We start from the raw sequence: 14,702 nt of genomic DNA, 5'->3' as shown, positions 1-14,702 counted from the left end.
CAAGGGGATGAAGATATGAAGCAAGGAGATATCATTATTTATGCATGTGTCATTATAGGAGCAGGGATTGGACTTATGATTAATCAAGCATTTCCAGGCGTATTAGTTGGTCTAGGATTAGGATATTTAATCAAACTTGGTTTATATAAAGACAAAGAAAATTAATACTAACTTAATCGTCGGAGGTGTATGTGCATGATTCATATCAAAGAAGTAGCGAAACAGACTAAGATCACGGTCAGAACACTTCGGCACTATGATCAGATCGGATTATTGACAGCCACTTCCAAAACAGAAGGGGGACATCGTCTATATTCGGATGAGGATATGAAAAAGCTTCAACAAATTCAGTTTCTAAAAGGAATAGGTTACCGTTTGCAAGATATTAAAGATATGTTATCTGACTCTAAATGGAATTGGTCGATTAGTTTGAAAAGCCAGTTAGTATATTTCATTGATGAACAAGAAAGGTTAAAGAGTATAGAGTCTTCGCTACGGGAATTGATAAATGGTATTGCAGTCGAAGGTGGAGATGAAAGTCTTGCAGTACAGAAACTCATCCAGTTATCGAATTGGGATAAAACAAGATTGCGAACCTTTAGAGAGAACATGTTTACTGATAAAGAACTTGAGCTGTGGACAAGGCTTCCAAAAATGAGGGGAGAAGATCCTGACTCTCTGGAATGGATTGCTCTGCTAGGTCAGATAAAACGACATATGAGGGATGACCCTGCGTCAGTAAGAGTACAGAACATAATACGACGTATGCTTGAAAAGCAAATGGACGAATTCAAATATGAAGACGAGTTTATTGATAAATTATGGGATATCAGGAAGTCTCCAAAGCAATCTGAGAAGCTTGGACTTTATCCGATCGAACAGGAAGTTCTTGATTTTATGGAGCGAGCATACGAAATTTACATTTCTTCCCTTCAAAAATCTACTACCTAGCAAGGAGGAGAATCGTGGGTAATGAATTAATTCTTATGATAGCGGGATTAGCCCTATTAGATATGCTTAGTCCTGCAACTTTGGGGGTCACGGTATATTTGTTATTAACTGAAAAAGAGCGATTGAGTTCACGCTTAATGATTTATTTATTAACAGTCGCAGCATTTTATTTTTTGGTAGGTGTTGCTATTATGTTAGGCCTAGATTTTTTACTTGCTGCATTCTCCTCCATCTTTCAAAATCGTATCGTAAGCTGGATTACGCTGATCATTGGAGTGCTTCTGTTTATAGTAAGCTTTTACTATCCTAAGAATAAAAAATCCGATTTGCCAAGGCCGAAGTCAAAAAGTAAAAAATCCATGATTGCGCTTGGGTTCACGACATCATTAATTGAAGTGGGGATGGCATTGCCTTATTTTGCAGCGATTGGTCTTATGTCTACCTCAAATTTAGCAGTTTATCAGTGGCTCCCGACTTTAGCTGGTTATAACTTAATTATGGTGCTACCGCCATTAATCGTGTTTACATTGCATTTATTATTAGGGCGAGTGATGCAAAGACCATTGGAAAGGCTTCGAATCAAGCTTTCGAAGTATTCGGGATCGGCTGTTTCATGGATTATGAGTATCGTTGGGCTGATTTTGATTTATAATAGTTTGGACTATCTGTAGGGAATTCAATAACATGAAACACATTGCTCCCGATGGAAATAGAAGGCCCGATTAGCATGTTTGAAGTGCTAATACGGGCCTTTTAAATGATGTGCCGCAACAACCGCAATCACTTAAATCAATATGTCCCTTTGGACGTGAAGCGGCCAATGCCCTTTAATGCATAGTCAAAAAATTGAAGAATAAGTTCATTTTCAGTTTCAATACAGTAATATTCATCAATATGCGCTTTTCCGCCTTGCAGCATATTGGCAAGTAGAGGAGAGAAAAGTGATAAATCGGTCAGGCTTAAATGTTTGGCACCTTGAAAATGAACGGTATATGCTTCTTTAAAGTTTTCATTAGTGGTTTTGTTTGCCACATAAGTGGAGATGCTTTCGAGCTGTGTCCAAACATCGTCAGAATAAATGTTAAGAAGTGGAGTCGTGTAGGCTTTGTCGCTTGCCACAAAATCATCAACTTCTCTCTTGTAAACAAGCTCACTAAAGAATGGGGCATCAATATTGACAACTGCGTTTACATCTTTACGTTCTCTGCCTAGCCCAACACTTGCTGCGCCACCCATGGAGTGCCCGAACACACCTATTTTCTCTGTATTGATATGTTGATAAATAGTATTATTGTCACTTTTTGTTTTTTCAAGTATCGTATTAATAACAAAATTCATATCGTCTGTTCGCAGTTTCATCCATTTTTGAATGAGTCCGTAGCGTTCCTCTATCGTGTAAATGCCCCCTTTGTTGGAATTGCTGACTTCACGCATATAATCTGAATTGATCAAAGCAGTCGTTCCATCTTCTGAAGCGGTATAAAAGGAATGATAGGGATGATCGATGGAAACGACTACATACCCGTGGCTTGCAAGCTCCGTAAAGGTAGAGGTGTTGCTTGCCTTAATACCGTATGCCCCGTGTGAAAATACCACAAGCGGATAGGTTCCGTCGGCATTTTTGGGATACCAAAATTCCACATTCACAAATCTGTTTTTACCGGTGTCGGTAAATTCTTCAATACGGTTTTTGTCAACGTAAGTATAAGTTGTTGTGGCGACTTCATATTTACCCGTAACTTTTGGCGATTTATGCTGTGGAAAAACAAGTGCAGGTGCAAGCGCAAATACCAGCACAAATGTCATCATAATTGCTTTTGTGACAATACGAGAGGTTTTGTATTCCTTGGTATTTGCTTTGTTGCGGATCAGCGAAACCGTTCCGATTAACGCCAGTATAAACAGCAGTATAGCAAACAATATCCAGCGGAAACTCCAAATGATAACCGATAAAAGTGTGAGCGTTGTAAATGCAATACATACAGCAATCCTGATCCAATTCCTTGTTTTTTGATGGTTTTTCTTCGTTACCATGCAATAGATTGCAAGAGCAATCTCGATCATCAAAGTAATAAACAATATTAACGTTCCCATAGTAATTACTCCCTTCGCTTTCTTAAGCATTTTTGATGAATTCATCATAAAAAATGGTTGAAAGGATGTATATAGAAAATCAATAAGCTGTATCTACAGGCCAATAAGATGCAAAAAAAGAGCGATAAGCTATGAAGCTCACCGCTGCTCTCAAATATCTTTCTTCAATGCCATTAGTTTTTCGTTGATGCTTTTGGCTACTTTTTTGTCATTTTGCCATGACAGCAGGCGAACGATGACATAGATTACCGCAATTTGCAATGCAAGAATGATTATGCTTAATGCACTATTTATAATACCAATGATAATTCCAAGGGAAATCAATATAATCTCTAAAGCAAAAAAATGAATTACAATTCTTATACGCATTTGCTTCTCACTTAGATCATTAGGAGAATACAAAATAAATCCCGTTAATGCACCAATTAGTGAGAATGTCATTATGATATAAATCGACTTCAAATCAAAGGCCATATCAGGATAAAAAATTTGTCGCAAAATCGTAATAATAATTATTATGGATGCGAAGATGATCAAGGAATCTTTAATAATCTCTTTTACAAATCCAGAAAGCTTCATATGTCTCCCTCCTCTTACAATCCCAGCATATTTTTTAGATCAGGCACATACTGCCTGGATATAACAACACGTTCCCCGTTATCAAGCACCGCTTCGAATCGGCCACTTATGGACGGATGAATAGATGAAATTTTAGCTATGTTCAAAATAGTTGATTTGGATGCACGAAAACATTTCTTTCCTTTGCATAATTCCTCTAACTCATAAAGCTTTTGTTTTACCTCAAAAACGTCGTCCTTGCTGTAAGTAAAAACCTTTCCGTCAACTGCCTCGAAATAATAGATATCACTAAGTTTTATACGGTTAACACTGTCGTCTTGATATCCGATTATAATGAGGGTTTCTGTTCTCAGCTTGTTTACGATTTCGCATATCTCATCATCCACCTCATGACACCTGATGAGGATTTCTTCTTCCTGTTCTCTGCTTATTTCTTCAATTGAAACTTTCATATGATCACCCACGAGAGCCTTATTTCTTAATAGTCATTAATTTTAAATATATCAGAATATGGTATATTAGTTAACAGAAATGTAATAAGGAGAAATTACATCCATGAAGCTTTCGTTAAAGCACTTAATTTTATCAGTAGCACTGATTTCGGTTATTTTTACTCTGTGCAGCAGCACTTTATCTGGTTATCGGATAAGTCAGAAGACACTTATTGAAAATACTTTAGAAACTAACCGAGTCTATGCACAAAAGCTTGCCAATACAACAGAAGTTTTCTTTAAAATGACACTTCAAACGTTGGAGCTGAGCTCAAAGAGTATTTCGTTATACATGAGAAGTGATGAATCGAAGACAAAGCTTCTTCAAGAGGCGGATCGTTTGAAAAATCAGACAGATACGTTTAATTCGGTTGTGATTGTCGCTGCAAATGGTGAGATCTTAGCGAGTTCACCACAAACGCTAGATGTAGTTGGGAAATTACTAGATTCTACAGGTGGACAGCAAGCTTTAAATGGGAAAAGTCCACTTATATCAAAGCCCTACGTATCCATCACTGGGCGGTTAATTATTTTTATTTCTCATCCGATCTTTGATGAAGATGGGAAATACCTTGGTTTAGTTGGCGGCAGCTTGTATTTAAAGGAAGAAAATATTTTGAACAAAATTTTAGGAGAGCATTTCTACAAGGATGGATCTTATGTATACGTTGTAGACGAAGACGGTCGCATTATTTATAACCAAATGCAAGATCGGATCAATGATCGCGTGCCGCAAAATCCGGTCGTACAGCAACTGATGAAAAGAGAGAGTGGATCTGCACGTATCATAAACACACGAAATGTTGACATGCTTGCAGGATATGCCTATATCCCGGCTGTTGGATGGGGGGTTGTATCACAGCGACCCACGAATGCTACATTAGCACCAACAACCGACATGATGAATGAAATGATTATGAAATCATTGCCGTATTTATTGTTATCTCTAATCCTTATCTTATTTATTTCAAGGGTAATTGCTCGACCCTTACAAAAACTAGCGTACTTTACGGAATCAAGCACCCAAAATAATCAAGACGAAAGTTTGAACAAGGTTAGAGTCTGGTATTATGAAGCGATTCAATTAAAAAGAGCACTGACCTATAGCCTTGGTTTTTTCCATGATAAAGTAGACTATTTTGCATATCAGTCCAAAACAGATCCGTTGACAAAACTTACAAATCGACGCACGCTGGATGAAGAGACTCAGAAGTGGGTAGAGAACGGGGTACCTTTTTCAATCATCATACTGGACATTGATCATTTTAAGCGGGTTAATGATACATTTGGCCATATTAAAGGTGATGAGGTTCTGAAATTTTTGGGAGAACAAATGAGAGAAGTATCTAGGGAAGAAGATATTTGTTGCCGCTTTGGCGGTGAAGAGTTTGTGTTACTTCTCCGCAACATGAATAATGACGAAGCGTACCAAGTTGCCGAAAAACTACGAAAGAAAGTAGAAAGCACAGTGAGTCCATGCGGCGACATCATTACAATATCTTTGGGAATCGCTTCTTATCCAGTTTGCACGACTAATCTTTCCGTTTTATTTGAAATGGCTGACCAATGTTTGTATGAAGCGAAGAATACGGGAAGAAATAAAAGCGTAGCATCACTCGGTAATCACAAGTTTTAGTGAGCAGGTTGGTCTGGCCAACAGTTTTATTCCGTATTTTTACACGATGTTCAAAATCAGTACTAACAATTGAATGTTTCTATGATATATTAGATTAATAACCATCAAATGATAGGACTGCACATCGTTATATCAGAAAATTGGGTAGATTCAATCGTTTTTTGGGTATACAGTTAAATAAAAGACGTCTAAAATAGAGTTAAGCATTTCTTTTCCCCTGAGTACATCTGTTTCAAGTCTCAGGTTGATTTTTGCTGTTAAGGCTGTTTTTTCAATTCGTTGTTGATTTTGCAGGAAAATGTAATGGAAAGTGGAGTATTTTCATTATTAAAGTAAACCCGTACAGCGCAACTAAGGAACTCGAGGGCGGCTATTCACTGAAAATGGCAAACCAAAGCCACAACCCTTGCAAGTAGTTGGGTTATGGCCTTGGTTTTTGTGTATTCCTAGAGTTTGTGGACGGTCTCTCACTTCTTACCCATTTTAATAGTAAATATCTTAATCTATAAATAATGGTGAGAGCCTAAGCATGGCGGTAGCGCTTACATCTTTTCTTCAAATATTAGCGTGTAAGGACGGTAAACATGAGCAACAGACAAACCAAAACAGACGTTATCTTAATTGGTGCCGGAATCATGAGTGCGACTTTAGGGTCACTGCTAAAAGAATTAGTACCGGAATGGGAAATCAAAGTGTTTGAGAAACTTGCAAACGCAGGAGAAGAAAGCTCTAATGAATGGAATAATGCGGGTACGGGCCATTCTGCACTGTGCGAGCTTAACTATACATCCGAAAAGTCTGACGGATCTATAGATATTAGAAAAGCTGTAAAAATTAATGAACAATTTCAGCTTTCAAGACAGTTTTGGTCTTATCTTGTAAGCAGCAATCTGATTCGTAATCCGCAGGAATTTATCATGCCAATACCTCATATGAGTTTAGTACTAGGGGAAGAAAATGTAACGTTTTTGGAAAAACGTTTTGAAGCGCTGTCAAACAATCCTCTGTTTCAAGGGATGGAATTTTCCGATGACCCTGAAAAACTGAAGGAATGGATTCCGCTTATCATGGAAGGCCGTACATCGAATGAACCGATAGCGGCAACAAAAATCGACTCTGGAACGGATGTCAACTTTGGTGCTTTAACACGCATGTTGTTTGACCACTTAAAGAGTAACAACGTCGAGATGAACTATAAGCATAGTGTTGAGGATATGAAACGTACGAGCGACGGCTTGTGGGAATTGAAAGTGCGCAATGTCGATAATGGTATCGTCGAACGCCATACTGCAAAATTCGTCTTTATCGGCGGTGGGGGCGGAAGTCTGCCTTTACTACAAAAAACCGGTATACCTGAGTCAAAGCATATTGGAGGCTTCCCGGTAAGCGGACTATTTATGGTATGTAACAATCCGGAAGTTGTCGCGCAGCATCATGCAAAAGTATACGGTAAAGCTAAGGTTGGCGCTCCTCCAATGTCTGTGCCGCATCTTGATACAAGATATATCGACAACAAAAAAACATTGCTGTTTGGACCGTTTGCCGGGTTCTCACCCAAGTTCTTAAAAACAGGTTCATATTTTGATTTGATAGGTTCCGTAAAACCTAATAATCTCTTCACGATGTTGGCGGCAGGTGTAAAAGAGATGGGGTTGACAAAATACCTGATCCAGCAAGTTATGTTATCGAATGAAAAGCGTATGGAAGAATTACGCGAGTTTATTCCGAACGCCAAAATTGAGGATTGGGATATAGTAGTAGCGGGTCAACGTGTGCAAGTTATTAAAGATACGGAGGCCGGCGGTAAAGGAACACTTCAATTTGGTACTGAAGTTGTGAGTAGCGCTGATGGTTCGATAGCTGCATTGCTCGGTGCTTCTCCGGGTGCTTCCACTGCCGTTCACGTTATGCTTGAGGTATTAGAAAAATGCTTCCCACAACATATGAAAGAGTGGGAACCGAAAATAAAAGAAATGATTCCTTCTTATGGCGTGTCGCTGGAGAAAAATCCAGAGCTTTTCCAAGAAATTTATACTTCAACAGCGCAGACGTTTGGTCTAAACCGTGAGCTGCAACCTGTCATGTAGGCTGTACAAAAAATAAAAATGCGTTAAGCGGCCTTCGTCCTGAATTCCATGGGGCTGAGGCTGTTTAGCTTTGTCTGCAATCTTAGATGACTTTATCTACGAGATGAAAGGAAAGCAAAATGAAAAGCATATTGTTCAAGTATTTGACTAGATTTACATCACTTAACGAAGAAGAACAACAGGCACTTATTGATGATATACGTATTGAAGAATACAAAAAGGGAACCATGCTCCTTAGACAAGGAGATGTCCCTGATACATGTTATTTCGTATTGAAAGGATGTGTAAGGCAGTATTCGATAGATGAAACGGGAAAAGAGGTCACATCCAATTTCTATACAGAAGAGCAAGCAGCTTCGATTTTCAATCAACATAAACAAGATAAGTCATCGGCGTACTCATTAACTTGTCTAGAAGACTGTATATTGGTTGTTGGTGATCTTGATGCCGAAAATGACATGTTTAATAAATATTCACAATTGGAAACCATGACACGCAAGATGGTAGAGGAAAACCTGGGTGAGGTACAAGATGAATGGGCTTCATTTATCGCTTCTCCACCTGAAGAACGCTACAAAGCACTATTACGAAAAAGACCTTATCTAGTCGATCGTGTACCTCAACATCAATTGGCAAGTTATCTTGGTATTACCCCAGAGTCATTAAGTAGAATCAAGAAGCGGGTCCACAAAGATTATAATTAAGCGGATGTCACGCCTTTATAGAGACTCTCCCTCCTTTTAACAACAACCATAACCCAAAGCCTAATTCTCCTACAATCATGGGCACAGTAAATACAAATTTAAGTATGGTAATGATCTGATCATATTGTGGAAGAAACATGTTACATAGGTGTATGAGAATATAGCCTACAGCAGCAATTAACAATAAGACACTTATGATTTTAGGTATGATGCCGTCTGATTTGAAAGCCACATAGCCCACAATTAGCAAATGCCCGCCAAAAATGATTAAACCCATAGACCATATGGAATCAAAAGCTTTTAAATACAGCATGGCTTGTGCTTGAAGTTGATCGGATATAGATAAAGGGTCTGCACTGCTGGACAGTAGTAACACAAATATTAAATTCAAAATCGCTATTCCCAATATAGCCGCATAGATAAGACGAAACCACGCACCAAGCAATGAAAGGCCATTATTCATTGGCTTCAGGAAAATATAGAAAGCCCAGGCGACCACGATGTCACAAATCAGGATGATGAGCCAACCGAAGATTTCAGCTTTGAAAAGCATACTTGATGACATGATGTTATGAAATGTGGCGCTGGCATCTCCTTGTACCACAAGGCTTGCATGGACAAATCCATACGAAAAAAATGAAGCAAGTGTCATGATGATAAGCGAAACGCCAGCTGTCAGAGCAGCTTTTCGCTGATGGGATCGTTCTTTTGCTGAAATAGCCATAAATAGCCTCCTATAGGACATTTTTTATTTTCATTTTAATGAGGAGGAGTATGACTAGTCATTGACTTAAGTCAAGCGAGCAAATATTTGCGAAATGACAATTCTGCCAGAAATCCCATTGACATAAATTGGAATATCAGGTAAAATTGTTTGTGCAAGCAATTATATACAACATAGAATTGAGGTCTTAATCATGCTGAAGGTTTATCTTAAAGAATGTCTTTACTTCACAGCAAATCGTCTGGGTAGGGTAATTAGCAAAATGGCGGAAGATGAATTTGCGTCTAGTGGAATGTCTCCAAACTCTGCATTTTTGCTTATGGCCGTGTATGAAAATGACGGAATTTCACAGAAAGAACTAGGGCAAATCCTACACCTTCAGCCATCTACGGTGACTCGCCTTATTGAGAAGCTTGCTTCGAAAGGCTTGCTATTCAATCGTGTAGAAGGCAGATTATCGCTCATCTACGTAACGGAAGAAGGCAAAGCGCTGGAAGGAAGCATTAACGAGTGCTGGAATAATCTTCGGAGCCGCTATGTAGCTATTCTCGGAGAAGAAAGTGACGCACTCTCGCTTCAATTAGACGAAGTCAGCAACCAATTGGAAAAGATCAAATGATTCTCATTTGATTTTTGAATAAAGTTTGCTTGCGCAAACAATTATGAGGAGGAATTTGAATGAACAAACAGGCTGTGGAAGTAGTTAAGGATTCCGGTGCGGAGAAACCTATTTTGGTGCTTGGCGGAACCGGAAAGACGGGCCGTCGTGTAGCAGAGAGACTTACAAAGCTAGGCTTGCCGGTACGAATCGGTTCCCGATCTGGGGAACTGCCCTTTGATTGGGAGAACCCGAATACCTGGTTGCCGTCATTGGCGAATGTGAGAGCAGTCTATATCAGCTTTTACCCTGATCTCGCTGTTCCGGGAGCTGCCGATGCAATCGAAGGGTTTGTTAGAATGGCGGTGGATAACGGGGTGAAGCGTTTAGTACTCTTGTCGGGCAGGGGAGAGGAAGAAGCTCAACTCAGTGAGAAGGTTTTACAGAATTCGGGTGCAGACTGGACGATCCTGCGAGCAAGCTGGTTTTGCCAAAATTTCAGCGAAAGCTTCCTGCTGGATATGGTGCTTGGCGGCGAGGTTGCTCTGCCTGCCGGAGGTGTGACAGAACCGTTTATTGATGCGGAGGATATTGCGGATGTCGCGGTCGCGGCATTAACCGAAGCCAGGCATATCGGCCAACTTTATGAGCTCACAGGCCCCCGTGCTATTACCTTTGCAGAAGCAACGGAAACCATTGCCAAGGCGAGTGGTAGAGAGGTTGGATATACGAATCTTACCCATGAGCAGTTCCTGTCTATGCTGGAGCAGCAAGAGGTGCCAGGAGAGTACGTGGCGTTGTTATCCTACTTGTTTACCCAGGTGCTTGATGGCCGCAACTCTCATTTGACTGACGGTGTCCAGCGCGCCCTAGGGCGGGAGCCACGGGATTTTGCAGACTACGCAAAAACCGCAGCAGCAACCGGCGTATGGGAGATGTGACAAGGAAGAGTAATCTGTTGTTTGGAATCATGTACGGAAGATAGCCGCTAGAACGTATGACTGCTACAGCCTTAGTTCGGTATTGTACCGGGCTAAGGTTGTTTTCATTAATCAGAGCTTCATTTTCGATCTGCCGACTCGTTTTTTGATCTCTATTCCGATTTCTTGTGAGAATTTTGTGAGTGAGCTTTGCTAGGATGATATTTGATACTTTGTGAGAATCATGGAAAGTATCTGGTAGAACGTAAAAGGCTTACATACAAGCTAAGCTTAAAAAGGAGGAAATCAAAGAAATGAATCGGAGAAGTAGAAATCAGTTTGCAGGAAAATTGCTCGTATGGTGCTTTGTAATCTTGATGATCTCAACCACTCTATTTGCAAACCCTGTACAAGCAGCGCAAGGGTGGAGTCAATACGGCAAGATCGGATCAGAAAAAGGCACTGCGCTGGGTGAGTTTGGACACCCAATCGGTGTGGCAACAGATAGCAAAGGCAATGTATATGTCGCCGATTATGATAACAATCGCATCCAGAAGCTCGATATATCCACAGGCAAATGGAGCGCGTGGGGGAAAAGTGGCGGAGTAGCAGGAAGTGGCCCTGGAGAGTTTAATAGTCCAACAGGCATTGCTGTAGACAACAGCGGCAATATCTATGTTGCCGATAAATTAAACCATCGGATCCAGAAGTGGGATGCCGTCACAGGGAATTGGAGCAAGTGGGGAAAAGAGTACAATGGTAAAAATGTTCTCGATTATGGTTGGGGAACCGCACCCGGTGAGTTTCACAATCCATCCGATGTGGCGGTAGGCCAGGACGGAAATGTTTATGTGGCGGATACGACAAATCAGCGCATCCAGATGCTCGATGCAGCCACAGGGGAATGGATTGCATGGGGGAAAAGCGGACAATTGACAGGAAGCAAACTCGGTGAGTTTAAACAGCTAACCGGTGTGGCGGTGGACAGCAAAGGAATTGTATATGTGGCGGATAACGAGAACCATCGCATTCAGAAGGTAGAGATCGAAAAAAGTCAAATAGTTGATGAAGCAACTGGTAAGGTAACATATATATATACACCTAAATGGAGTGAGTTGAAGAAAGCCGGTGGCGGATCAGGGAGCGGCCTTGGTGAGTTTGATGAACCATACGGCGTTACGGTAGATAGCCAAGGGAATTTATATGTAGCGGATGGCAACAACCATCGCATCCAGAAGCTTACGATAGCAACAAATAAATGGAGTAAGTGGGGGAAAGATTACAAGGGTCCAAATGTTCCCGATAATGGTTGGGGAAGCGAACTCGGTGAGTTTGACTATCCAACGGGCGTTGCGATCGACCGCATGGGAAATGTGTATGTAGCCGATTACGGCAATCATCGCATCCAGAAATTAGCAAAATATTTACCACTCTCAGCGGGTGGATCTCATTCCGTGGCTATTAAAACAGATGGCACTGTATGGACATGGGGAGCGAATAATATTGGTCAACTTGGATTAGGAGATGCAGGATTTGAAACCAATCGCAAAACACCTATGCAAGTAAAGAAAGAGGACGGGACTGATTTCGTAGCCGTGCAAGTCGCCGCAGGAGGTTCTCACACTGTGGCATTAGATCCCGATGGACGTGTATGGAGCTGGGGGAGTAATAGCGACGGTCAATTGGGGAATGGGAGTATTGGATCAAGTCGAAACAAACCCTACATGGTAGACAATATTGCTGATGCAAGAGCAATTGCAGCAGGCACGTCTCATACTGTAGCTCTACAGGGAGATGGTACTGTATGGACCTGGGGATTGAATAGTGAAGGTCAATTAGGGATTGGAAACACAGACGCCCATGTATCTCAACCTAAGCGGGTCATGCTTGCAGATGGAATGACCCCGTTGATCGCCCAATCCATATTTGCTGGATACAACCAAACATTAGCAATTGATATGGATGGTACACTTTGGATGTGGGGTTCACATGATTATACTGTGAAAAAATATATACCTGAGAAAGTAGCTCACAGCGATGGTTCGGACTTTAAAGCAGTGTCTGCTACAGCTGGCATGAAATTTACAGTTGCTTTAGATAAGGACGGCAAGGTATGGGCGTGGGGATACAATGGTACAATCACCTATCCTCTCACGCAAGTAAACGGACTTTCGGATGTGATGGCGATAGATGCAGGTTCTACGCATACATTGGCTTTAAAGAACGATGGTTCAGTCTGGGCATGGGGATATAATGAGTATGGCCAGTTAGGCAATCTGAGCAATGAGAATAGTCCTGTACCAGTAATCGTGCTCAACCAAGATAGGAACATCTTTCGTGACGCTGTTGCTATTTCCGCAGGAGGTGATTATACCGGGCATTCCCTCGCAATGAAGAATGACGGTACGATCATTGCTTGGGGTAATAATGTTGATGGACAGCTAGGCAATGGCACGAAAGTTAATAAAAATTATGCAGAGGATGTTGCAGGCCTTACTTTCACTGTAACTTTTGATTCAGGGGGAGGCAGTGAAGTACTACCTCTAACCAATATTGCAAAGGACGCAAAGATCACAGTACCAGAAGCTCCGACAAGAACAGGCTATACATTTGCTGGTTGGTATAAGGATACTGCGTATAATGATCCTTGGGATTTCAAGGCAGATACCGTAACTGCAAACCTGATCTTATATGCCAAATGGACAGAGAACCAAGCCTATACAATTGCGCCAATAAGTAACCAGACGTTAACGGAATTGACTGCTGGTTACGCAAGTGGCACTCAGGAAACGAAGCCAATTACGATTACTCGTACAGGCACAGGCGACCTGGAGAATCTATCTGTAGCGATCAATGGAACGAATGCAGGAAGCTTCGAAATTGCGGGGCCTGCTGTAACGAAGTTGGATAAAGATACGCCATCTGCAACTTTTGCAATTAAAGCAAAAGATGGCTTGGCAGCAGGGACCTATACGACGACGGTTACGGTAAAAGCAACGAACATGACCGGTGTTGCGTTTAACGTAACTCAAACGGTAAAAGCACCTTCGAATCCAGGACCATATCCGAATCCTGATCCAACGCCAATAACACCAGGATCGCCTTCAACACCAACTAAAGAAGAGATCGTGGTTGATGTACGGGCAGGGGAAGGAGAAGTCATTTCCAAAACGCCGATCACCCGCACGACAGAGCTGAACGGTACGGTGAAAGACGAAGTCATACTTACGTCGGAGCGTGCGAAGGAAGCGGCAGATCGGTTAAAGAATAAAACGGACAAAACCGCCCGCATCGTCATCCCTGACGAGAAAGACAAAGTGTCCCAGGTCGATGTAAAACTTCCTATCAGCGCGGTAGGCGCTTTGGCGGCTGGGCAAGCAAATCTCGATATCTACACCAACAATGTCCGTATCGTCATTCCAAGCGAATCCTTGGATGGCTTCAACAAGGACCTCTACTTCCGTCTTGTTCCGATTAAGCAAGAGAGTGAACGGAAAGCGGTGGAGGAGCGGGCGAAGAAGGAAGAACAAGTCCGGGAAATCTCCAAGGGGCAAGAGATCAAGATCCTGGGCCGTCCGATGAAGATCGAAACGAACATGCAGAGCCGTCCCGTGACGCTTGTTCTGCCGCTTAAGGAGAGCTTGCCGCAGAATGAAGCCGAACGCCAAGTGATCTTGGACAATCTCGTCATCTTCGCCGAGCATAGCGACGGCACCAAGGAATTGATTCGCGGTGAATTGGTTAGTTACAAGCAAGGCGAGTTGGGCATCCAATTCAACATCAACAAATTCAGTACGTTCACCATGGTCTATATGAAAGGCTGGCTGGAAGGAGTACTTTGCGGCGCATCAGCAAGCCAAAGCGGGAACGCATAAGTCGTATATTATAGGGTATGTTGACGGCACCTTCGGTCCGGAG

At 41.7% G+C, this 14,702-nt stretch carries 13 protein-coding genes; 9 read left to right on the top strand and 4 right to left on the bottom strand.

Translation table 11 applies throughout. The features are described from left to right. The first annotated feature begins 15 nt into the window (after positions 1 to 15). From ACSBOP_RS20970 to ACSBOP_RS20960, 3 genes are read left to right on the top strand one after another with little or no spacing between them, the layout of a single operon-like run. Positions 16 to 165: a hypothetical protein gene (locus ACSBOP_RS20970; RefSeq protein ID WP_442602420.1), complete on the top strand. Its 150-nt coding sequence runs from the start codon at positions 16 to 18 to the stop codon at positions 163 to 165. Positions 166 to 195: 30 nt separating this feature from the next. Further along, positions 196 to 951 (top strand): MerR family transcriptional regulator, encoded by a 756-nt coding sequence (locus ACSBOP_RS20965; protein WP_442602419.1) that lies wholly within the window; start codon positions 196 to 198, stop codon positions 949 to 951. A 14-nt stretch (positions 952 to 965) separates the two neighbouring features. Next, complete coding sequence (locus tag ACSBOP_RS20960) at positions 966 to 1,622, top strand: GAP family protein (RefSeq protein ID WP_442602418.1); 657 nt, start codon at positions 966 to 968, stop codon at positions 1,620 to 1,622. 118 nt (positions 1,623 to 1,740) lie between these two features. Here ACSBOP_RS20960 and ACSBOP_RS20955 read toward each other — a convergent pair whose 3' ends face one another. The 3 genes from ACSBOP_RS20955 to ACSBOP_RS20945 form a co-directional block, all read right to left on the bottom strand. Further along, positions 1,741 to 3,045, bottom strand: coding sequence for an alpha/beta hydrolase family protein (locus tag ACSBOP_RS20955; protein ID WP_442602417.1), 1,305 nt, complete (start codon positions 3,043 to 3,045; stop codon positions 1,741 to 1,743). Between the two features lie 150 nt (positions 3,046 to 3,195). Continuing rightward, positions 3,196 to 3,624: a DUF3021 family protein gene (locus ACSBOP_RS20950; RefSeq protein ID WP_442602416.1), complete on the bottom strand. Its 429-nt coding sequence runs from the start codon at positions 3,622 to 3,624 to the stop codon at positions 3,196 to 3,198. Positions 3,625 to 3,638: 14 nt separating this feature from the next. Then, a complete protein-coding gene (locus tag ACSBOP_RS20945; RefSeq protein ID WP_442602415.1) occupies positions 3,639 to 4,076 on the bottom strand; it encodes a LytTR family DNA-binding domain-containing protein in 438 nt (145 codons plus the stop codon). A gap of 103 nt (positions 4,077 to 4,179) precedes the next feature. Between ACSBOP_RS20945 and ACSBOP_RS20940 the strand changes: the two genes are divergently transcribed. From ACSBOP_RS20940 to ACSBOP_RS20930, 3 genes are all read left to right on the top strand, one after another. After that, positions 4,180 to 5,751 (top strand): sensor domain-containing diguanylate cyclase, encoded by a 1,572-nt coding sequence (locus ACSBOP_RS20940; RefSeq protein WP_442602414.1) that lies wholly within the window; start codon positions 4,180 to 4,182, stop codon positions 5,749 to 5,751. 584 nt (positions 5,752 to 6,335) lie between these two features. Further along, on the top strand, positions 6,336 to 7,838 hold the full coding sequence (locus ACSBOP_RS20935) for a malate:quinone oxidoreductase (protein ID WP_442602413.1): 1,503 nt from the start codon (positions 6,336 to 6,338) through the stop codon (positions 7,836 to 7,838). 119 nt (positions 7,839 to 7,957) lie between these two features. Beyond that, entirely contained in the window at positions 7,958 to 8,542 is a 585-nt protein-coding gene (locus ACSBOP_RS20930; protein ID WP_442602412.1) for a Crp/Fnr family transcriptional regulator, read from the top strand. Positions 8,543 to 8,549: 7 nt separating this feature from the next. Here the strand turns inward: ACSBOP_RS20930 and ACSBOP_RS20925 are convergent, their stop codons facing one another. Further along, positions 8,550 to 9,266 (bottom strand): DUF4386 domain-containing protein, encoded by a 717-nt coding sequence (locus ACSBOP_RS20925; RefSeq protein ID WP_442602411.1) that lies wholly within the window; start codon positions 9,264 to 9,266, stop codon positions 8,550 to 8,552. A 193-nt stretch (positions 9,267 to 9,459) separates the two neighbouring features. On the opposite strand from ACSBOP_RS20925, the gene ACSBOP_RS20920 reads away from it, so the two are divergent. The 3 genes from ACSBOP_RS20920 (at position 9,460) to ACSBOP_RS20910 (ending at position 14,659) form a co-directional block, all read left to right on the top strand. Further along, positions 9,460 to 9,885: a MarR family winged helix-turn-helix transcriptional regulator gene (locus ACSBOP_RS20920; protein ID WP_442602410.1), complete on the top strand. Its 426-nt coding sequence runs from the start codon at positions 9,460 to 9,462 to the stop codon at positions 9,883 to 9,885. A 59-nt stretch (positions 9,886 to 9,944) separates the two neighbouring features. Then, on the top strand, positions 9,945 to 10,805 hold the full coding sequence (locus ACSBOP_RS20915) for an NAD(P)H-binding protein (protein WP_442602409.1): 861 nt from the start codon (positions 9,945 to 9,947) through the stop codon (positions 10,803 to 10,805). A gap of 293 nt (positions 10,806 to 11,098) precedes the next feature. Next, positions 11,099 to 14,659 carry an RCC1 domain-containing protein gene (locus ACSBOP_RS20910; RefSeq protein WP_442602408.1) on the top strand — a complete coding sequence of 1,187 codons (3,561 nt, stop codon included), beginning with the start codon at positions 11,099 to 11,101 and terminating at the stop codon, positions 14,657 to 14,659. Positions 14,660 to 14,702: the final 43 nt, after the last annotated feature.

Origin of the sequence: Paenibacillus sp. KN14-4R, assembly GCF_052180255.1 — a bacterium.
GTDB lineage: Bacteria > Bacillota > Bacilli > Paenibacillales > NBRC-103111 > Paenibacillus_AM.
This window is presented reverse-complemented; position numbering and strand designations above follow the sequence as displayed.